This is a genomic window from Halpernia sp. GG3, assembly GCF_052976925.2.
This window is the reverse complement of the sequence record NZ_JBRIIR020000010.1, coordinates 220075-242366: the sequence shown is the minus strand read 5'-3', so window position 1 is coordinate 242366 and position 22292 is coordinate 220075. Positions and strand designations below refer to the sequence as shown.

The window sequence follows — 22292 nt, the reverse complement described above, 5'->3', positions numbered from 1 at the left end:
AAATCTAGAATTTATTTAATTCTGGAAACAATTCCAATATTTAAATAGATTTGAAATCGCCGTAGCAAAATTGGTACATAAATACTGATCAAAAGACGATAACATTTGATCTCAAAAAAATTATCATATACATATGAAATTAGCAGAACTATCCATAAAAAGGCCAACTTTAATTATTGTGCTTTTCACAATTCTGACAATTGGTGGAATCTTCAGTTATAAGAGTTTAGGGTATGAATTGATCCCAAAATTTGATATAAACACGGTAACTATTTCTACGGTTTACCCGGGTGCTTCGCCAAGTGAAGTTGAAAATTCAGTGACAAAAAAAATTGAAGATGCTATTTCTTCTTTGGAAAACGTAAAAAAAGTAGAGTCGAAATCCTTTGAAAGTCTTTCTCTTGTTACGGTGACGCTTAACGCAGGTGCAGATACAAATTATGCCATTAATGATGCACAACGGAAAATAAATGCGATTGCTGCAGATTTACCAAAAGATGCAAAACCACCTTCTTTATTAAAATTCTCCTTAAGCGATTTGCCAATTATTACGGCTGGTGCAACTTCTACACTCAACCAAAAAGATTTTTATAATCTTTTAGACAAAAAAATTGAGCCCGTTTTATCTCGAATAAAAGGTGTCGCGCAGGTAAAATTAATTGGTGGACAGGAACGCGAAATTAAAGTTAATCTGGATCCTGCAAAAATAGAAGGTTACGGATTATCTATACCAGAAGTTCAGCAAGCGATTTTAAGTTCAAATCTCGATTTTCCAACTGGAAATGTAAAAACCAGAGATAATTCTACGATAATCAGACTTTCTGGGAAGTACAGGAATATTGAGGAATTAAATAATTTGGTTTTGCAGACAAAAGATGGCGCTCAAGTTCGTTTGGACGATATTGCATTTGTAGAAGATGGACAAAAAGAGGTAGAAAAAATTGCAAGAGTCGACCAAAAAGCAGCGATCATTTTGCAAGTCGTTAAGCAAACCGATGCCAATGCAGTTGCGGTGAGTGAATTGACCCGCGCCGCAATTAAAAAAATTGAAGCAGACTATAAGAAGGAAAATGTAAAAATTGATATTGTAAATGATTCAACGCAGTTTACATTGACTGCTGCAGATAATGTGACGCACGATTTATTAATTGCAGTTGCTTTAGTAGCATTCGTGATGTTGTTATTTTTACACAGTATTCGGAATGCATTTATTGTAATGGTTTCCATTCCAGCATCTTTAATTGCCACATTTATTGGGATTTATCTTTTGGGATATACTTTAAATTTAATGAGTTTATTGGGACTTTCCCTGGTTGTAGGTATTTTGGTAGATGATGCAATTGTAGTTTTAGAAAATATTTACCGGCATATGGAAATGGGTAAAAATAAAGTCCGCGCAGCGTATGATGGAACTTCTGAAATTGGATTTACGGTAATGGCGATTACGCTTGTAATTGTGGTGGTGTTTTTACCAATTGCTTTAAGCACAGGTTTAGTTTCTAATATTATTTCACAGTTTTGTGTCACGGTTGTTATCGCCACTTTATTGTCACTTTTATCATCATTTACAATTGTTCCGTGGTTGTCTTCCAGATTTGGAAAGTTAGAAGTCTTAACTGGAAAAAATGTTTTTCAGCGTTTTATTTTAGCCTTTGAAAAGAGATTGGATGCTTTCACGAATTGGGTTTCAGGTTTATTGAAATGGTGTTTAAAAAGCAGGAAAAATAAAATAACAGCAATGTTATTGGTGGTTGTTTTATTTTTTGGTTCAATTTTCGGCTTATTCGGCGGCGGCTTTATTGGTGGCGAATTTTTTGCAAAAATTGATAAAGGCGAATTTTTAGTTCAAATAGAATTGCCAAAAGATGCGTCTATTGAGCAATCTAATTTTATGACTCAAAAAGCGGAAAAATATTTAACTTCTCAAAGAGAGGTAAGACGGGTAATTACAACAGTTGGACAAACCAGTGATGGTTTTGGCGGTGCGCAAGCCACTTCTTATAAATCTGAAATAGATGTGATTTTGGTCGATAAATCTGAGCGTTCAGATAATTCATTTATCGCGGCAGCAAAATTAAAAAGACAATTAGAAAATGTTTTGATTGGTGCAAAAGTAAAAACCGTGCCTATTGGTCTTTTAGGCGCAGAACGTGCACCTTTGGCTCTAGTCATTACTGGTGCAGATCTAAAAAGTGCTTTAGAATATGCCAAACAAGCGGAAGCACAATTGCGAACAATTCCAGGTGCAGCCGAAGTAAAATTGAGCATCGAAGGCGGAAGTCCGGAAATTAATGTGCAGGTTGATCGCGATAAAATGTCCTTGTTAGGTCTAAATTTACAAACCGTAGGATTAACCATGCAAACTGCCTTTAGCGGAAATACAGATGGAAAGTACCGCGCGGGAGATAATGAATATGATATTAATATTCAGTACAACCAAAAAGGGCGTTCCACAATTAATGATGTTAAAAATTTAATATTTGTTAATAAGACAGGTCAGCAAATTCGTCTAGAGCAGTTTGCGACCGTGACGGAAGGTTCCGGACCAAGTTTCTTAGAAAGAAGAGATAAATCACCGTCTGTAACAATCGAAGGACAATCGATTGGTAGAGCAGCAGGAACTGTGGCAGATGAATGGGCTGTAAAATTTGAAACATTAAAAAAACCTGCCGGCGTAAACTGGATTTGGTCTGGCGATAAAGAAAATCAAACTGAAGGTTTTGGCACTTTGGGACTTGCTTTAGGCGCTGCTATTCTTTTAGTTTACTTAGTAATGGTAGCACTTTACAACAGTTTTGTGTATCCGTTTGTGGTTTTGTTTTCCATTCCTCTGGCTTTAATAGGCGTTTTGATTGCTTTGGCTTTAACCAATAATTCAATTAATGTTTTTACTATTTTAGGGATGATCATGCTGATTGGTCTGGTCGCAAAAAATGCCATTATGATCGTAGATTTTACCAACCACCGGAAAGAAGAAGGTGAATCTACTTATAACGCATTGATACAGGCAAATCACGCGAGACTGCGTCCAATTTTAATGACTACAATTGCGATGGTTTTTGGGATGTTTCCAATCGCTCTAGCGAGTGGCGCAGCTGCGGAACTGAATAGTGGTTTAGCCTGGGTAATTATTGGTGGTTTAATTTCCTCTCTGTTCTTAACTTTAGTTATTGTTCCAGTCGTTTATTCCATTTTTGATGGTTTGATCCGAAGAGCGACTAAAGGTAAAAAAGTTGATTACGAACAAGAAATGCACGCAGAATACACACCACACGAATTAGAAGATGACGGTTTCTCTGTGAAACATCAATAGTTTTTTTTAATTGTTATTGAAAAGCCCTGTGAATTTACTTTCATTGGGCTTTTTTTCTTTTTATGAGCAAGACGTTTATTTTATATTTTGAAGATTGTTCCCGCTTTTCGTTACAATCTTTTATTTTTTTTGAAAAAAAATAAAAGGATTTCCATTGCAATCGGGGCTAAAAAGACGGATTTTTTTTCTTTTAAAAGAATCCACTCGCTGGTGCGAGCGTCATGCTCTTGCATTTTTTTAAATCACAAACAAATGTAAAAATAAATGAGTCTATTAGTATTTCTAGAAAAATTTAAGAAATAATAATTTAAAAATTTTGCTTTTTCTTTTACGAGCGAGACGCTCGCGCAAGCGAAGATTAAAAATTATTTATATTATTGACACTGTAAAATAAAATTTTTAAACGAAAAAAGCCGAGCAAAAAATGCCCGGCTTAATAATGATTTTAATTTGTTGAATTAATTAACTCAGATTATTTTCCGAATTTGTAAGCCAATCCAACTTGAAATACATTGTTTCTAACAGAACTTGACCCACTTGGTCTATTTTTCGCAATGTCGGTTACACCTGCAACATATCTTGCAGTTAAACCGAACATCGGTGTAAAATAATATCCTGCGCCTAAACCAATTCCTAAATTAAATTTATTGATATTATCGCTATAATTATTAGATTCTCCCACTGTATTATTAGTAGTTTCATTTTTCACTTTATCTTTCGCGCTTACATTTAAACCAAATTCTGGTCCTGCTTCTAGATAGAAATTTGGTGTTGCATTATACTGAAACATAACTGGCAATGCAATATAATCTAAATGTGTAGCTGAAGAAAATCTCTGACTTTCGACACCATTTGTTGTTAATACATTTTGATTGTAATTTGATTTGGAACCATATTGTGTGTAAATCAATTCCGGCTGAATGCTAAATTGCGATCCAAGGGGAGCATTCACAAAAACGCCTGCATTGAAACCAATTTTAGAACTTTGATCACTTAGTGATGAATCCTTTGATAAAGACGACACATTCATTCCACCTTTGATACCGAATTGTTGAGCAAACGTCAACGAACTTACAGCAACTGCTGCTGCTAAAACTAACTTTTTCATAATCTTGAATTTTTAATTTTTCTAATCTTATTTAACCTCATTTTCTAATTTTGAGGCGTGATTCCTGATTACTTTCAAATACTTTGCCATAAATATTTAGTAAAATAAGCCACAAATTAAAACAAACGTTTAATTAACTTATTCGAAAATATAAATGATTGTAAATCAATTTTTTAAGATAAAAAAAATAATGGTATTTAGAGATATTCTAAATTATTAAAATTAAATGGGAATAATTATTTATCAAGATTACGATAGAATTGTAGTGATTTTAAGATATTACTTTCAGACATAATCACGTCAAAATTACCTTTCCCTAGTTCTTCTAATAGCGAGAATTTTATTTCACCTGCATTATTTTTTTTGTCATTCTGCATGAGTGAAAAAATTTGCATATCAGAAAATTTACTGATATTTTGATAAGGAAAATAGAATTGCAGCGCAGTAACGATTTTATTTAAAACATTTTCTGATATAAAATTTCCCAAATAAGAAAGATAAGTTTCGCAGATCATTCCCATTACAACTGCTTCGCCGTGAGGAATTGCTTTTTCATTTTGTAAAAATAAACTCTCAAAAGCATGCCCGAAAGTATGTCCGAAATTTAACGTCTTCCGAATATTTTGTTCTTTAAAATCTTCTTCTACTACCTGCTCTTTTATTTTCATCGACTTTTTTATGTACGCTGCTACATTTTCTGCAGAAATATCTTTGACTGAAATCAGATCTTGCCAATGGTTTTCATCCGCAATTAAACCGTGTTTCAGCATTTCTGCCAAACCGCTTCTTAATTGCTCAAAGGGTAAGGTTTTTAAAAAATCGGGATAAACGAAGATTTCTTCAGGATGGGAAAAAGTGCCAATAATATTTTTCAGGAAAGCATGATCAATTCCAGTTTTTCCACCAATTGAAGCATCGCACATACCTAAAAGCGTCGTTGGAATATTGATAAATTTTATTCCTCTTTTAAAAGTAGAAGATACAAAACCTCCCAAGTCTGTGATAACGCCGCCACCCAAATTTAACATTAGGGCATTTCTATCTGTTTTAAATTCTGCGAGAATTTCCCATAAATGTATTGCAGTTTCAATAGTTTTTAAATCTTCCCCAGCTTCAATTTCAATAATTTCAAAGGGAATTTCCGTTTCTAAATTGGCTAGAAGTCTCGGAAGGCAAAATTCGTGGGTATTTTCATCTACTAAAATTAAAAGTTGACTCGGATTGAGATCAGATAAGTAAAGATTTAAACTTGAAAAATCATCATCTAGAAAAGAAATCATAAATAGTTTTTTGCAAATTTAAGCATATTAAAGAAAGTCTTTATTTTTCTGAAAAGATTATTTAGAAAAGTAATAATAGTAGTAAATTTGAGACATAAAAAATTCTTCTTTATGTCTGTTTTTAACGATACAAAAATTGCTTTTGCCGATAAATCTGATGCTGAATTAAAAAAAGCATATTGGATGTTTAAGTTAATTGAGCAACCAGCCTTAACAAAAATTGGAACATCAATTTTAAATTTTTCTGTCCACAATAATGTCCCATTTGCTGGTGATGTCGTAAAATATACTTTATTCGCACAGTTTTGCGGCGGTGAAACTCGTGAAGAAAGCACGAAGGTTGTCAACAAAATGTTTAAACATGGAGTTGGAAGTATTTTTGACTATTCTATCGAAGGTAAAGAAGAAGAATCAGCGTTTGAAACAGCGTTTGCAGAAATTAAAGAGAATATAAAATTTGCCGAAGGAAATCCTGCTATTCCATTTGTAGTTTTTAAACCAACCGCTTTTGGTAGAATTGATCTTTATGCGGAAATAGGCAGCGGAAAAGAGTTAACGAGCAGTGAAAAGGATGAATGGCAAAAAGTAATTCATCGTTTTGATACGGTTTGCAAAATGGCTTTTGAGAAAAATGTTCTGCTAATGGCAGATGCGGAAGAAACCTGGATGCAGCATGCGGCAGATGAACTTCTTTTTGAGATGATGAAAAAGTATAATCAGCAAAAAGCAATTATCTGGAATACGATTCAAATGTACCGCACAAAAAGATTGGAATATTTAGAAAAAGATCTTAAAAGAGCTGAAGAAAATAATTTCTATTTGGGATATAAATTTGTTCGCGGTGCTTATATGGAAAAGGAAAGAGCGCACGCTGCAGAAAATAATTATGAAGATCCAATCCAGCCGAGCAAAGAAGCCACGGATATTAATTACAATGCCGCCATAGGTTTTGTGCTAAATCATTTAGACAGAGTTTCTGCTTTTTTCGGCACCCACAACGAGAAATCAACAGAATTGGTGATGGATAAAATGAAAGAGAAAGATTTAGAAAATAATAATCCGCATTTATATTTCGGTCAGTTGTATGGCATGAGTGATAATATTACTTATGTTTTAGGTGAGAAAAATTATAACGTTTCAAAATATTTGCCTTACGGTCCAGTGAAAGATGTAGTTCCTTATTTAACGAGACGAGCGCAGGAAAATACTTCCGTTGCCGGACAAACTGGTCGTGAATTAGGCTTGATTTCTAAAGAATTAAAACGTCGAAGAAATTCTAAATAGGATCAAGATTCGAGAAACAAAAAAAAGCCAACAAACAAAATCTATTTCGCCCAAATCATATTGCCCTTAAATTTAAAAGGAACTTTTACTTATAAAATTCCGGAAAATTTTGTGGATGAGATACATTTGGGAATGCGCGTTTTAGTGCCTTTTGGTGGAAAAAAAATCTACACCGGAATTGTTTTTGAGCTTCACGATAATGAACCAGAAAATTTTATTGCCAAAGAAATTATTAATCTTCTCGATGAAAAATCGATTCTACCGAAAGAGCAATTAGAATTTTGGCAGTGGCTTTCCGATTATTATCTCTCAAATATTGGTGAAATTTACCGCTTTGCCTTTCCTTCTTCGTTAAAGCTAGAAAGTGAAACTTATTTAAAATTAAAACCTAATGCAGAAATTAATTTTGAAGATCTTGATGTGAATGAAATTTATCTGATTCAATCTTTAGAAGTTCGTCAGATAATAAATTTAGCTGAAATAGAAGCCTTTATTCCTAAGAAACTAATTGTAAAAACCATCAATTCGCTCATTGATCTACAATATATTGAAGTTGATGAGAAAATTTCTGAAACTTACAGAGCAAAAGAGGTTTCTTATTTAAAAATTAAAGACGATGTTTTAAAGGATAATTCGTTGCCTGCGGTTTTACAAAGTTTAAATAAGGCACCAAAACAGCGCGATCTTTTTCTTTTAATTTTAGACAAACAACAGGAAAATGAAAAACTTCCGGTAAAAAAATCATTTGTTTTTGAGAACGGAAATTTTGGATATTCGCAATTAAAAGCCCTAACAGATAAAGGAATAATTGAAGAATATTTACTTCAAAAAGACAGATTGAAATCTTACGAAGGCAAAACTGAAGAATTAGAGGAATTGACGGATCTGCAAAAAATTGCAAAATCTGAGATTGATGTTGCTTTTGAAAATGATAAAAATGTTTTGCTTCATGGCGTAACTGGGTCAGGTAAAACACATTTGTATTTAGATAAAATTGAAGATTGTATTCAGACTGGAAAAAATGTACTTTTTCTCTTACCGGAAATTTCTTTGACCAAACAGATTATCCAAAGATTAGAAAAAAAATATGGTAAAAGTTTAGGTTTTTATTATACCAAATTAACGGATTTTGAAAGGGTAGAAGTATGGCGAAAAATTCGCAATAATGAGATTAAAGTATTGATCGGAACGCGAAATGCACTTTTTTTACCTTTCCAAAATTTAGGTTTAATTATCGTTGATGAAGAACATGATTTTGCGTACAGACCGCGCGAAGTTTCCCCTTATTTTAATGCAAAAGATGCCGCGCAAATTTTAGCTAAATTTTATAGTGCAAATGTAATTCTTGGTTCTGCAACGCCCTCGGTGGAAAGTTATTATGCTGCAAAAAAAGAAAAACTGGCTTATGTTTTTTTAGCTGAACGGTTTGGAAATGTCGCTTTACCAAAGGTTGAATTGATAAATTTTGAAGAAGCCCAAAAACTTCAACAAACAAAAGGTCATTTTTCTTTTAAACTAATTGAAGAAATTTCAGAAAATTTAAAAGAAAAAAAACAAAATATTATCCTTCACAACCGTCGTGGTTATGCACATGTGGTAGAATGTGAGACTTGCGGCTATGTTCATTATTGCAGCAATTGTGATGTGGTGATGACGTATCATAAATATTCTAAGGAAATGAAATGCCATTATTGCGGGCAAAAAGCCACAAAACCAATCGTTTGTCCGAAATGCAATTCGGAAAACATCAATGAGCGTGGCGTCGGAATTGAACAAATTGAGGAAGAACTGAAAAAATTATTTCCAGAAAATGAAGTGGATAGGATGGATGTGGATTCTATGCGCAAGAAATTTGCTTACGAAAAACTCTACGAAAAAATTGATTCGGGCGACGCAGAAATAATTCTTGGGACGCAAATGATCTCTAAAGGTTTAGATTTTGACAATATTGAATTGGTCGCGATTCCAAAAGCAGATGCTCTACTTTACGTTCAGGATTTCCGAGCTGAAGAACGTGCCTATCAATTAATTACTCAGGTTTCAGGCAGAGCTGGAAGAGTTTCCGGCCAAGGAAAAATTTTAATACAAACTTATAATCCGGCGCATCCGGTTTTTAAATTAATTCAGGAAAACAGCACAACGGAAAATTATAAATATTTTTTAGAGGAAAGAAAAAAATTTCTTTATCCGCCTTTTGTGAAATTATTGATGATAGAATTGAAACACAGACGAGAAGATAAAACGGATCGTGCATCACAATTTTTAGGTTCAGTTCTGCGAAAATATTTGCCACCAGAATGTGTTCTTGGTCCGGAAAAATCACCAATTTCAAAAATCAAAAATCTTTACCAATATCAAATTTTATTGAAACTTCCTAAAGGCAAAAATTATGAGAAATTCAAATCTCTGGTTTTGAAATCTGTTGAAGAATTTGATGAAATCACTGGCTATCATTCCATTAAAAAAGCAATTTTTGTGGATTTTTAACAGAATTTAACACTTATTACCTTGAATTTATAAGTTTAGGAGATGCTTACTCCAGCAATATTATTTAATTTTACTCGTTTCTAAAATTAGATTCTAACTACTTAAGATACTTTAATTCCTTTTTACAAAGGTTTAAAAATAAAAAATTATATGTTTAGATTAAAAAAATCTCTACTAATTTCTGCTTTTTCTTTATCTGTTTTTGCTTTCTCACAAGGAACTTTTGCTTCTAATAAGTATTCTCAATCTTATGATAATTCTTCAGATGCTAAAGATATTAATGTAGCAAAAGCTTTTTCAGCCAAGGAAGAAGTAGATAGTGAAATCACGAAAATGATATCTGATCCTGTGCTAAGAAATGCCAATTGGGGTTTTGTAGTTTACGATCCTGTCACGCAGAAAATAGTCACTTCTTATAATGAAACTTCCGCTTTAGTCCCAGCTTCTACCACGAAATTATTGACGACTGATACCGCTTTTGAATTGATTGGTGAAAAATTCAAATGGAAAACACAACTTGAATATAAAGGGAATATTGATGCAGATGGAACATTCACGGGAAATCTTTATATTATTGGGAGTGGTGACCCCTCATTAGGAACTAGAAAAGCGGGAGCAGCATCTTTCACAGACATTGTTTCAGATTACGTTCGTGCAATTGCAGGTGTAGGTATTAAGAAAATAAAAGGTGATATTATCATTCAAACAGCGATCTTTAAAGAAAATAAAAGCCCTGTTTTACCGGAAAATATTGTTTGGGTGGAAGATGGTAATTATTATTTACCTGTTGGAACAACTGCAGACATTAATCCAGCAGATGAAAAGTTAATCGTTCCTGCAAAAAGTCCTTTTTCCACTACTGAAAGATATTTTTATGTGTCGCCGTACGCACACAAAATGGTTTTTGCAAATATTTTTGACGGCAAAAATTATTTAAAAACTGCTTTGCCTGAAGCACCTTCCTATTTAGCGACGCTTTTAAAAACTACATTAATTAAAAATAGAGTTCAGGTTTCTGGCGCAGTTATAAATATAAAAACGCAGGCTAAATCAGAAAATAGAAAAGTTCTTTATACTTATGAATCTCCGACTTTAGAAGAAATAATTCATTATACCAATCAACATAGTGATAATGGTTTGGCGGAAGCAATAATGAGAATGGTAGGTTTCCAAAAATATGGTGATCAAACCGTCACCGCTGGAAAAGAAGCTGTAATTGATCATTTAAAAGCAATTGGATTTGATTTAAATGGGTTTAATTATATTGACGGAAGTGGCTTATCTCACAGTAATACAGTGATGCCAATTGCACAGGCAAAATTTTTGGCGAGCCGTATGAAAGAAGATTATTTTAAAGATTATTTTGATTCTTTACCTATAGCGGGTCAATCTGGAACCTTGCGACATATGTTTTTAAACAGTGATGCCAACGGACAGATCTTTGCAAAAACAGGAACATTAAATAAAGTAAAAGCATTGGCTGGGTTTATAAAAACTAAAAGCGGCAGAACGTTGACTTTTTCCCTTTTAGTTAATAACTATGCGGGTTCGGTAGCGCAAGTGAAGCAGAAAATGGAGCAGCTTCTTACTCCAACTTTAGATTTGTAAATAACTTAAAATATTATCACTAAACCTTTTGATTGAATAATCAGAAGGTTTTTTTATCTTTAAACTTTAATTTTAACAGGTGAAAAATATATATATAATTATCGTTTTAGTTTTCGGATTTCAAGTGAAAGCGCAATCTAAAAGTGATGAATCTGAAAGAAAATCTATGTTAGATTCAGAGAGATCTAATTTTTCTAAAATGCTGTCTTTCAACATTAATCCCAATACTTTAAACTATGATCTAAAATCACAAAAATTAGAATTACAGGTTGATCCCGCCGTTCAGAAAGTCTCAGGAACGGTAACTTCACAATTTATTCCCAATCAAAATTTGTCTTCTATTTATTTTGACTTAGCAAATACTTTAACGGTTTCTGAAGTTAAGTTTCACGGAAATAATCTTACTTTCAGCCAACTCCCCACAAAAGAATTAAAAATTGATTTTGCATCTGCGCTTCCGGCAAGCGTTTTAGATTCTCTTTCAATTACTTATTCTGGCGTTCCAGATTTATCAACAGAGGCTTTTACAACTTCTACACAGTCTGGCGTTCCTGTCTTGTATACACTTTCCGAGCCTTACGGCGCGCAAGAATGGTTTCCCACGAAACAAAGCATGAATGATAAAATTGAGAAAGTGCAAATGATTGTGACGGCTCCTGCACAATATAATGTGGCGTCAAATGGAACTTTAATTTCCGAAACTATTTCTGGCGGAAATAAAACGACTTTTTGGCAAACTAAATATCCAATTTCAGCTTATTTAATTGCACTTGGCGTAACTAACTATACAAAATTTAATGATACAATGGGATCGCCTTCGTTTCCTTTTGTTAATTATGTTTATCCATCGACGGCAGCGAACGCAACTTTAATGGCTAATATTAATTGGACCAAACAGATAATGGATGTTTATGAGCAATATTTCGGCGCTTATCCATATAGAAATGAAAAATATGGACACATGGAATTTGGTTGGGGCGGCGGAATGGAGCACGCCACAATGACTTCCATTGGTGGCGGAACTTGGGGTAAAACGCTAATTGCGCACGAGTTGACGCACCAATGGTTTGGTGATAAAGTGACTTGCGGTTCATGGAATGACATTTGGATCAACGAAGGTTTCGCTACTTTTGGTGAGCACGTTGCGCGCGAAAAATTATTAAATACGCCTGTAGAATTTCAGAATTATTTGCAAGGTCAAAAAGATTTTATCACTTTTATCACCAGCGGAAGTGTTTATGTTTCTGACGCTAATTTAGGCTACATAAATGTAATCTTTGATAGCCGATTATCATATGCAAAAGGCGGTTATGTTCTCAGAATGTTGAAATGGATCTTAGGAGATAATCAATTTTATCAGGCTCTAAGAGATTATAATTCGAGACCAAATTTAGCGTATAATTACGCGAAAACGATTGATTTTAAAAACTCTTTATTACAATCAACGGGCAAAGATTTTACCGAATTTTTTAATGAATGGATTTACGGACAAGGCTATCCAACATATGATATTCAATATAATCAATCACCTGTAAATAAAAATTTGAATTTTAAAATTTTGCAAACACAAAGCAATGCTTCGGTTCCTTATTTTAAAATGCCACTTCCAATAAAAGTGACTGGAACTTTGGGAGAAACTGTTTATTTTGCTTTAGATAATGACTCAAATAACCAATATTTTACAGAAGCTTTAAATTTTACTGTTGCAAAAGTAGAATTCAATTATGATCTGCAAATGATTGAAAAAAATTCAACGGTTACTTTAAATCCGAATTTATCGAATTACGATATATCGCTTGTTTCAAAAGTTCAGATTTATCCAAATCCTGTTAAAGAAAATCTAAAAATTTCTGGTCTAAAAACACCTGATAATTTTGAAATTTATTCCGTTGATGGCAGAAAAATAAAATCAGGAAGTTATTCGCCAAGTTCAAATTTAAATGTTTCAGATTTATCTAAAGGGATTTACATTTTAAAAATTTCAGGGCAAACTTTCAAATTTATAAAAGAATAATTTTTAATGAAAGTTTGATGTTCCACTTTGTCAAAGTTTATCCTTTAAATTTCTATCATCATTTTATCAACGTTTCAAAATAGTAAGAAAGTAACTTAGATAAAGTTTCTTTAAATTCTTTTGTAATTTTGACAAGGTTTTTATTACATTTTAATTCTGATTTTTCTTCAGGAATAAACCTCATTTTTTGTAAATTAGCGACTCAATAATTTTACAGATTTTAGTCTAATGTCTAACATCTCAAATCTAACATCTACTTAAATGATTTCACAACAATTTCTTCAAAACCTACAGTCAGAACTTCACACAATTGAATCCGAAGGTTTATATAAAAAAGAACGCATCATCACTTCCTCACAATCTGCAGAAATTACCGCAAATGGTAAAGAACTATTAAACTTTTGCGCCAATAATTATCTCGGACTTTCTGATAATTCAGAAGTGGTTAAAGCCTCACAGGAAATGATGGATTCTCACGGTTTTGGTTTATCCTCAGTAAGATTTATTTGCGGAACCCAAGATATTCACAAAACTCTAGAAAGTAAAATTTCAGAATTTTTGGGTATGGAAGAAACCATTTTGTACGCGGCGTGTTTCGATGCAAATGGGGGTGTTTTCGAACCATTGTTTACCGATCAAGATTGTATAATTTCTGATGCGCTAAATCACGCGTCGATTATTGATGGTGTAAGACTTTGTAAAGCAGCAAGATACCGGTATGCGAATAATAATATGGAAGATTTGGAAGCACAACTTATTGAGGCTTCCAAACAAAATCACCGTTTCACAATTATTGTGACCGATGGCGTTTTCTCAATGGACGGCGTTGTCGCTAATTTAGCCGGAATTTGTGATCTGGCAGATAAATATGGTGCGTTGGTAATGGTTGATGATTGTCACGCCACAGGATTTATTGGAAAAACCGGTCGTGGTACGCATGAAGCAAATAACGTGATGGGAAGAGTTGACATTATCACTTCCACGCTGGGCAAGGCTTTAGGCGGCGCAATGGGTGGCTTTACGTCTGGTAAAAAAGAAATTATTGATATGCTTCGTCAACGTTCGCGCCCGTATTTATTTTCAAATTCTTTGGCGCCAGGAATTGTTGGCGCTACTATAAAAGTGTTGGATATGATTTCCAATGACACATCGCTTCGTGATAAAGTCATGGAAAATTCCGATTATTTCCGGAAAGAAATGAAAGCCAAAGGTTTTGATATTCCGGATGGTAATGCGGCGATTGTTCCTGTGATGCTTTATGATGCACCTTTGGCGCAGAAAATGGCGGAAAAATTAATGGATGAAGGCATTTATGTGATCGGTTTTTTCTTCCCGGTTGTGGCAAAAGGAAAAGCCAGAATCCGGGTGCAACTTTCTGCGGCGCACACCAAAGAACAGTTGGATAAAGCGATTGCAGGATTCACCAAAGTGGGGAAAGAATTGGGCGTTATTTAGAATTATAATTATTTGGGCGTGCCACCGTTTTTTCTTTACCGCCGCTTCGCGCCGGCAAAGAAAAAACGCTGTCGGTCTACGGTTCCCACTTTTTTTCTTTTTTGCAAAAGAAAAAAGAGTTCCACCTTCGCCCTCACGCGGGCGATTTTTAATTTAGAAAGTTATTTATAAAAAATAGTTAGAGATTGTAAATCCACGGAATCTGGTTAAATTTGTTTTTAAAATATGGTTTTCTTCTTATTACTTATCATTTTTTTAATATTTGCATTATTATGTGTTGTATCTGCAAGGCTTATAATGCAAGGCTTAAGAACTATGAAGACGAAAAATGCAATGGAGATTATTCCGCAGAAACAAGAGTCTATAAAGGAAATCCAAAGAATATATGAAGGGTTTGAGCCAAATGAATCGAAAAGTAACTATAATGAGTATTTAGGTATTTGTTTAAATAAAGTAACAGTAAGTAATTCTGGTTATTTCAGTTTATATGTAAATATTTTCAATTTCCATAAGCATACAATTGAAATCATTATTAAAAATGTGATGTTTGTGACGATAGACAAAGAACAAATCATTGGTCAATATGACAAAAATAATATTGATTACAATAAAGCAGAGGACAAAATCTTAACGGGATTTAATATCCTTCGAAAAATTCAATTTTATAATCCAAGAAAACTTTTTGATTTAAACGATTCTGTAGTAATCGAATTTGAATTACTGGCAGATGGTGTTAAAATAAATTTTATGCTAACTGAAAACTTTATTTTAGTTAAAAACAAAGAAATTGTTTGGGAATAAAAAAATCTTATCTAATTAATGAAATTATGGATAATTATGAACAGTAACAAAAAACTCTCCCGATATAGTTAAATTGTTTAAAGCATTTGTTTGATAATTTTTTATAATAAAATAAAAAAGGTTTAAAATATCATCATTGGGTTCAACATAAACTACAATTTGATTTTAATATGAAAAATATAACTATCGTATTTTTATTAATTTTTATTCAATCCGATGTCGCGGATTTGTAACCCGTGACCAATAATTAAAGTAATGTTTTCAAAAGAAGAAGCCGCGAATTTAAAGAAAGAATTCTGGACTGCTTTCGGGAAATCTTTCCCGAAGAAATGGCTTTTGTATGACACAAAAATAAAAGATCTTTCCTTTAAATTTAATGCTGATAATAGAAAAGCAGAAGTCTCTTTAAATATTGAAATGCAGGATGAAGTTTTACGGAACGCTTATTTTGAAAAAATACAAAGTTTAGAAAATCTGTTTCTTGAAGAAATGCCAGAACTAATTTTTGATGAAAATTTTCCTCTAGAAAACGGAAAAATAATTAGTAAAATCTGGGTAGAAAAAGGTGGCGTGAGTTTATTTAATAAAAATTCCTGGCGCGAAATTTTTGAATTTTTTTTCGACAACATGGAAAAAATGGAACAACTCTTTTTTGAATATGAAGATTATATTAAAGATGTTTGAAAATCTTTCTTTCCAATTTTGTCATTCAGTAGGAATCTAGACTGTAAAAAAGATTGCTAAGATTCCTTAGGAATGACAAATTTACTGTTTTATTTATTCCAAATTTTATTTATAGTTTCAACAATCTCATCTGCTTTGGTTCGTGTTAGCCAATCAATAATTCTATTTTCATTTCCATTGATTTCAAATATAACCGAATTTAAAGAACCATTTAGAGAAAAATTCACTCTAGTATAATATTTGGATTTTTCAATTTTAAAATTTTTACTGTAAATTTTATTGATTTTACTTTCCAAATATATTGTTGGTTTTGAAAATAATTTACATTTTCTAATTATCGTAATTTTTTCTTTTTCAATAAATAAAACTGTTTTTCCAAAAGTATTCCACATCCATAAATTTAAAAGGAAAATAAAAAATGCTAAAAACGGAATTAATGAAAATATGTAACTAATAAATGATAAAAAATAAGTTTTTTGAGCTGCTACTAATGGTAAAATAACTATAATAATTAAGCACAAAAAAATTAATCCAATCAATCCAATTATTGTAATTAAAATATTGCTTTTATTTTTTACTTCAATTTTTATTATCATTTAATTCATAAATTTAAGAACAGATTGCTAAGTTCCTAGCAATGCCTAAGAAAATTTCCTTTTTCGCAACCAATAAAAAAGTCCGCCCAAAAGTGCTAAAATTCCCAAAGGTAAAAGCAGATTAAACCATTGCCAATACGATTTTTCATCGTCAATTCTTTCTCTGTCCAAAAGTCGCGCTTCAATATTTCGGTTGCGTAAAGTCATTAAATTAGAATCATCTAAAAGAAAATCTAAGGAATTTTGCAGAAATTGAGCGTTTCCATAAGTTTGTTTGGTAAGCATATCTTCGCCCAAAGGCAAAGGTTTTCCTTTCCAAACTTCGTTTTTTCCCACGTCGCCATCGGCAATCACGATCATTTTATTGTCTGCACTTTCAGCCTTAAAATTTGGATAAGAAGATTTTTCAATTCTGTTTGCATAAGCAGATTTAAATTTTCCTTCTAAACTAATCGCATAAATTTTTGGCGTGGTTAATTGTTCGTCCTGACTTAAAGAATCGGCTTTTACGATTTCATTTAATGACACATAATTGGGAACAGATTTCAGTAAAGTTCTGTCGCTGCTTTCAAAAAGCACATTTATTTTTATATTTTTCCGTCCCAAAGTATCAATAGAAGTGGGGAATTCAAACTTCACCGGATTTATATTTTTGGTGATCGGATTATTATTTTCTGCAATTCCTAAAGGAAAATAAGGCCAGATAAAACTCGTGTATTGAGGATTTCCAGCAACCTGACCGGAAACAATTCTTATTAACGCTGACTTTTTTAGGTCTTTTACTAAACCTTGATTAATTCTAAGTCCATAATTAAAAAAGAAATCCGTCATGTTCAAATCTGAAGGATAAGCCATGATTTTTTTAGCGGTGTAAAGCGTGTCCATTTCCGCATTCACGGCGTCCATCATCCACAAAGTTTTCCCGCCGTGCATGATGTATTGATCCAGAATTACTTTTTCATTATCGGTAAATGCTTTGCGCGGTTTTGCAATGACCAAAGCGCTCATTTTATTTAATTTTGGAACATCGGCTAAAGTTAGTTCTGTTTTATTTTCCGGAATTATGGGTCCGATATTATAATTTTCCAGCGCCATTTTTATAAATCCCTGAAAATGTTCCGGATTTAATTCTGCTTGGTTTACTAAAAATCCGATATTTTTTTTCTTTTCTTCCGTCATTATTTTAATGTTGGAAGCGAAATTATATTCTAAATTTTCTATCGATTTATTAAGTTGATCCGAAGATTCTAAACCTTGCTGACTAATAATTAAAGGAATGGAAGTGCCGTAAGTATTGTATTTTAAAGTTGCATAAGGATACATTTTTACCTGCGTTATTTTTCCGTTTTTTGTATCAGAAAGTTGCGAAGCTTGCATTCCCATTGCCATTAAAGTGTCTTCAGACATTTTTGTCTTGATGGGATCAATAAATTTAAAATCAATTTTTGGGTTTACCTTTTGAAATTCTTCCAGTAAAAATTTCGTTTCATTTTGAAGTTGTTTAAAACTAGCCGGGAAATCACCATCTAAATAAACATCAACTTGCATTGGTTTTTTTACTGAATTCAAAACCTTGATGGTAGAATCTGAAAGTGTGTATCTTTTTTCTTTAGTTAAATCCCAACGAAATTTAAACACACCAAAAACGCCTAAAATTAAAATAAAGGCTAAAAAAATATAGATAATTTTCTTTTTATTCATGTTTAAAGTATTCTCTTTTCGGGTTAAAACTATTTCTTCTTTTCAACAAAAACTTTAGACAAATATAAACTCAAACCAATTACCAAAAGAAAATATGCCACATCTTTACTGTCAATCAAACCACGTGAAAAGCCAATGTAATGCTGGTAAAAGCCTAAGTTTTGAAGAAAATAATCGCCGCTACCCAATAATTTATACGAGGCTAATTGCTGGATTCCGAAATAGAGAATGAAACACAAGAAAACGCCTGTCAAATACGCCATGATCTGGTTTTTCGACCAGGAACTTGCAAAAATTCCGATGGCAGAAAAACTGGCGATCAATAAAATTAAACCAATATAACTTCCGAAAGTCATTCCCAAATCAATATTTCCTTCGGGAACGCCTAAAACGTAAACAGTATAAAAATAAATAAGCGATGGCAAAAGACATAAAATCCCCACTAAAAAAACCGAGAAAAATTTACCTAAAACGATATCAGAAGTTTTCAAAGGTTGAGAAAAAAGCCATCTCAAAGTGCCATTCTGCTCTTCTTCGGCTAAAGTTTTCATTGCCAAAGCAGGAATAATAAACATTAAAAGCCAGGGAACGAGCACGAAATAACTTTGTAAACTTGCCGTCCCGATTGAAAATAAATTAAAATCATTATCAAAGAAAAAAAGAAAAAGTGTCCCTATTAAACTGAAAGCTGCCAAAATTGACCAAGCGCTCCAGTTGCCAAAATAAGCCCATAATTCTTTTTTAAAAATTGCGATCATGTATTTAAATAAGTTAATGTGATAATTTTAAGATTTTTCCTTTTTATTTACAATTTTCACAGTTGTTACAATAAGCAAAACTAAAACGAGAAATCCAACTATTAATTGCCACCAATAATCAATAACCGTAGATTTTAAAATAGCGGTTATAACAATTAAAAACAATAAAAAAGTGGCTATTTCATTAAATTGACGGAGATTTAAATTAGAAATTAATAGGTCTTTTCCGGCTAAATTTTTAATTTCTAAGACTCTTTTCCAGGCCCAATAATGGTATAAAAATAAACCTACCAGAAAAGTCATTTTTAAATGGAACCAAGGCATTTGTAGAAGCGAAGAATTTACGATCAACATAGTAATGCCGCAAACCGTCATTATTACAAAAGCTGGAACAGTAATAATATTCCACAAACGGCGCATCATAAAAAGATACTGTTCGCGTAAAATTAATTTCTTTTCTTCGGGGAAAGAATCTGTGTCTTTATAATATACGAAAAGCCTCACCAAATAAAATAATCCAGCAAAATAACTTACCATAAATATAATGTGAAAGGCTTTTAAAAGAAGATATAGCATATATTTTAATAATATACAAATATAAAGAAACTACAAATAGAAACGTTTTTTATTACTCAATTACTCATATTAATCAGGTAAATTCTACGTAAATATGTTCACCCAAATTAATTCCCAAAAGCGTTTTTGCACCACTGTATTTATTTCCTTTATAAATGCTGATTTCAAGTAAATCCGCATCATTAAAAAGAGCAATGGACTTACCATGATATTGAACTTCGTTTTTCCACTCGGGGATAAATGACGTGTAACTGTCATAAATATTATTTAATGAAAGATTTCGAAATTTAACAATATAGTTTTGATGCGTCGCATTTATTTTTTCGAAAAATGATCTTGAAATATTCGAAATTACATTTCCAAAATTATCAATGTACATGATCTCGCCGACTATAATTTTTTGCGATTCATTGTAAACTGCCCGTGGGAAAGTAAGTTGTAAAGGATTTTTTAATTTTCTACCAATCACTTCCGGCAAACCACCATTTAACAGATGAACTGCCGCCGGAGCGAAAATATCAGTGCTGGTAAATCTCACAAGATCGTCAAAACGATTGTTCAGAGTGATCTCAAAAACGGACTCAGGTTTTTGATCAAAGAAAATCAAAGATAATAATCCGTTATCGGCGGCAATAAAATAATGACCATCTGCTTTGTAAAGGATCGCTTTCCGGTCTTTAGAATAAAAACTGTCTACAGAAATAATATGAATGGTTCCTGGCGGAAAATGAGAATAGGCGTTTCTAACAATATAAGCGGTTTCTGTTAAGTGATAGGCCGTAATTTCGTGCGTGATATCCACTATTTTAGCCTCCTGATTCATACTCAAAATTTTAGCTTTTATCGCTGCAACCCGATGATCTACAAGACCGTAATCTGATGTTAAAGTAATTAAAGGCATAAAAAGAACTGGTTAAGCGTATAAAATTTTGAGAGCAATGCAAATTTAATTTATTTAGTTTAGAATAAAAAGTTTCTGAGAATTGATTACTTTAAAATTGCGCTGTATCAAATTTTTATTCTAAATTTAATTCAGCAATAAATTTTTAATATTACAAACCAATACTGAATGTTTGAACTGAATTACGAAATTTCGGATATAGATATCAAGTCTTTTTATGGCGTAAATAATCAATTTTTTAATCTAATAAAATCCAGTTTTCCCACTTTAAAAATTACAGGTAGGGACAATTTTATTTTTTCTAAAGGCGACCAGGAAACCCTTGACATTTTTGAAGTAAAATTAAAGGATCTTGTTTCCTTTATTAAAAAATACGGAACTATTAATATAAAAGATGTTGAAAGTATTTTGCGCATTAAAAACGAAGACGAGAAAAAATTGGTATTTGATAATGATGTGATCGTAAAAGGTGTTAACGGAAAAATTATCAAAGCCAAAACTACAAATCTTAAAAAACTCGTGAAAGAAAGTGAGAAAAAAGATATGGTTTTCGCAATTGGTCCGGCTGGAACAGGTAAAACTTATACAAGTGTTGCTCTAGCGGTGCGAGCTTTGCGCGACAAGGAAGTGAAACGTATTATTTTAACTAGACCCGCAGTGGAAGCCGGTGAAAGTCTAGGTTTTTTACCTGGTGATTTAAAAGAAAAATTAGATCCTTATTTACAACCGCTTTATGATGCTTTGCGGGATATGATTCCACATGAAAAACTGGAAGGTTTTATTGAAAAAAATGTAATTGAAGTTGCGCCCTTGGCTTTTATGCGCGGTAGAACTTTGGATGAAGCCTTCGTGATTTTAGATGAAGCGCAAAATACAACTCATTCTCAAATGAAAATGTTTCTTACTAGAATGGGAATGAACGCAAAATTTATCATCACCGGAGATCCAACACAGGTTGATTTGCCTATGCGTCAAAAATCCGGTTTAAAAGAGGCCATGCGTATTTTAGAAAATGTAGATGAAATTGGTTTTGTGCATTTAACGGAAGAAGATGTAGTTCGGCATCCTGTGGTGAGAAAAATCATTGTGGCCTACGCTGAAGAAGATAAAAAGCAGCGTGATTAGCAGAACTTTTGTTTTACGATTTTGTGTAAGTAAATTTTTAATATAAATCCTTTTAACTTAGATTCTATTATCACTTCTAAAAGTCATAACCAATTAAAATTTTGTATGGTGAAAAAGCTATTTTTAGCAGGTGCGATTTTAGTATCAATTTTATCTTTTACGCAAAAAGGTGCAGGTCATCAAAATATTCATATTAAAAATCACGGTCGCGTTGGTAAAATTAATAGTATAATAGATAATCAGGAAAAAAGAATCACTGAAGAGAGAAAAGAAGGTGACTTGTCTAAACAACAAGCTGTCGCAGATCGTAAAGACCTTCGTATAATTAACACAGAGAAGCAGAATATGAGAAAAGACGACCATGGTCATTTGACTAAAGCGGATGACAGAAGGCTCAATCGTCAACTTAATCAAAACAGTAAAAGTATCGGAAACTAAGATTTTCTAAAATACTCAAAATCCCGTATCGTAAATCCCGAGACGGAATTTTTATTTCATTCTTATTAATAAAGCAATTATTTCCCTATTCAAATCGAGAAGATTTAAAATTTTAATTTATTTAAATAGTATATTTTTATAATTTTTATAAAATAATTAATAA

Annotated in this window: 17 protein-coding genes; 10 read left to right on the top strand and 7 right to left on the bottom strand. The window is 32.5% G+C overall.

The features are described 5' to 3' along the window. Positions 1–133 precede the first annotated feature (133 nt). Positions 134–3313 (top strand): efflux RND transporter permease subunit, encoded by a 3180-nt coding sequence (locus ACVBED_RS05525; protein WP_473094640.1) that lies wholly within the window; start codon positions 134–136, stop codon positions 3311–3313. Between the two features lie 472 nt (positions 3314–3785). Here the strand turns inward: ACVBED_RS05525 and ACVBED_RS05520 are convergent, their stop codons facing one another. Both ACVBED_RS05520 and aroB read right to left on the bottom strand, forming a co-directional pair. Continuing rightward, complete coding sequence (locus ACVBED_RS05520; RefSeq protein ID WP_473094639.1) at positions 3786–4421, bottom strand: porin family protein; 636 nt, start codon at positions 4419–4421, stop codon at positions 3786–3788. Between the two features lie 236 nt (positions 4422–4657). Further along, positions 4658–5701, bottom strand: a complete 1044-nt coding sequence (aroB, locus tag ACVBED_RS05515) for a 3-dehydroquinate synthase (RefSeq protein WP_447119198.1) — start codon at positions 5699–5701, stop codon at positions 4658–4660. 111 nt (positions 5702–5812) lie between these two features. Here aroB and ACVBED_RS05510 point away from each other — a divergent pair, with 111 nt between their 5' ends. The 7 genes from ACVBED_RS05510 to ACVBED_RS05480 all read left to right on the top strand — a co-directional run bounded on the left by ACVBED_RS05510 (position 5813) and on the right by ACVBED_RS05480 (position 16034). Further along, entirely contained in the window at positions 5813–6985 is a 1173-nt protein-coding gene (locus ACVBED_RS05510; RefSeq protein ID WP_473094638.1) for a proline dehydrogenase family protein, read from the top strand. Between the two features lie 39 nt (positions 6986–7024). Next, the gene (priA, locus tag ACVBED_RS05505; RefSeq protein WP_473094697.1) at positions 7025–9472 is read left to right on the top strand and encodes a replication restart helicase PriA; all 2448 of its coding nucleotides are present in this window, start codon (positions 7025–7027) and stop codon (positions 9470–9472) included. A gap of 150 nt (positions 9473–9622) precedes the next feature. Beyond that, positions 9623–11080, top strand: coding sequence for a D-alanyl-D-alanine carboxypeptidase/D-alanyl-D-alanine endopeptidase (gene dacB, locus ACVBED_RS05500; protein WP_473094637.1), 1458 nt, complete (start codon positions 9623–9625; stop codon positions 11078–11080). A gap of 79 nt (positions 11081–11159) precedes the next feature. Then, complete coding sequence (locus tag ACVBED_RS05495; RefSeq protein WP_473094636.1) at positions 11160–13094, top strand: M1 family metallopeptidase; 1935 nt, start codon at positions 11160–11162, stop codon at positions 13092–13094. A 261-nt stretch (positions 13095–13355) separates the two neighbouring features. Beyond that, positions 13356–14549: a glycine C-acetyltransferase gene (gene kbl / locus ACVBED_RS05490; protein ID WP_473094635.1), complete on the top strand. Its 1194-nt coding sequence runs from the start codon at positions 13356–13358 to the stop codon at positions 14547–14549. A gap of 315 nt (positions 14550–14864) precedes the next feature. Then, positions 14865–15350: a hypothetical protein gene (locus tag ACVBED_RS05485; protein ID WP_447119189.1), complete on the top strand. Its 486-nt coding sequence runs from the start codon at positions 14865–14867 to the stop codon at positions 15348–15350. Between the two features lie 255 nt (positions 15351–15605). Beyond that, on the top strand, positions 15606–16034 hold the full coding sequence (locus ACVBED_RS05480) for a DUF4268 domain-containing protein (RefSeq protein WP_447119188.1): 429 nt from the start codon (positions 15606–15608) through the stop codon (positions 16032–16034). An 89-nt stretch (positions 16035–16123) separates the two neighbouring features. Here the strand turns inward: ACVBED_RS05480 and ACVBED_RS05475 are convergent, their stop codons facing one another. The 5 genes from ACVBED_RS05475 to ACVBED_RS05455 form a co-directional block, all read right to left on the bottom strand. Then, on the bottom strand, positions 16124–16426 hold the full coding sequence (locus ACVBED_RS05475) for a hypothetical protein (protein WP_473094634.1): 303 nt from the start codon (positions 16424–16426) through the stop codon (positions 16124–16126). A 249-nt stretch (positions 16427–16675) separates the two neighbouring features. Continuing rightward, positions 16676–18331 carry a gliding motility-associated ABC transporter substrate-binding protein GldG gene (gldG, locus tag ACVBED_RS05470; protein ID WP_473094633.1) on the bottom strand — a complete coding sequence of 552 codons (1656 nt, stop codon included), beginning with the start codon at positions 18329–18331 and terminating at the stop codon, positions 16676–16678. 29 nt (positions 18332–18360) lie between these two features. Continuing rightward, a complete protein-coding gene (locus ACVBED_RS05465) occupies positions 18361–19089 on the bottom strand; it encodes an ABC transporter permease (protein WP_473094632.1) in 729 nt (242 codons plus the stop codon). 27 nt (positions 19090–19116) lie between these two features. Further along, complete coding sequence (locus ACVBED_RS05460; RefSeq protein WP_473094631.1) at positions 19117–19665, bottom strand: CopD family protein; 549 nt, start codon at positions 19663–19665, stop codon at positions 19117–19119. Positions 19666–19738: 73 nt separating this feature from the next. Beyond that, positions 19739–20566, bottom strand: coding sequence for an SAM hydrolase/SAM-dependent halogenase family protein (locus ACVBED_RS05455; protein WP_473094630.1), 828 nt, complete (start codon positions 20564–20566; stop codon positions 19739–19741). Between the two features lie 168 nt (positions 20567–20734). Here ACVBED_RS05455 and ACVBED_RS05450 point away from each other — a divergent pair, with 168 nt between their 5' ends. Both ACVBED_RS05450 and ACVBED_RS05445 read left to right on the top strand, forming a co-directional pair. Continuing rightward, entirely contained in the window at positions 20735–21691 is a 957-nt protein-coding gene (locus tag ACVBED_RS05450) for a PhoH family protein (RefSeq protein ID WP_473094629.1), read from the top strand. A gap of 105 nt (positions 21692–21796) precedes the next feature. Next, positions 21797–22129 carry a hypothetical protein gene (locus ACVBED_RS05445; protein ID WP_447119174.1) on the top strand — a complete coding sequence of 111 codons (333 nt, stop codon included), beginning with the start codon at positions 21797–21799 and terminating at the stop codon, positions 22127–22129. Positions 22130–22292 lie beyond the last annotated feature (163 nt).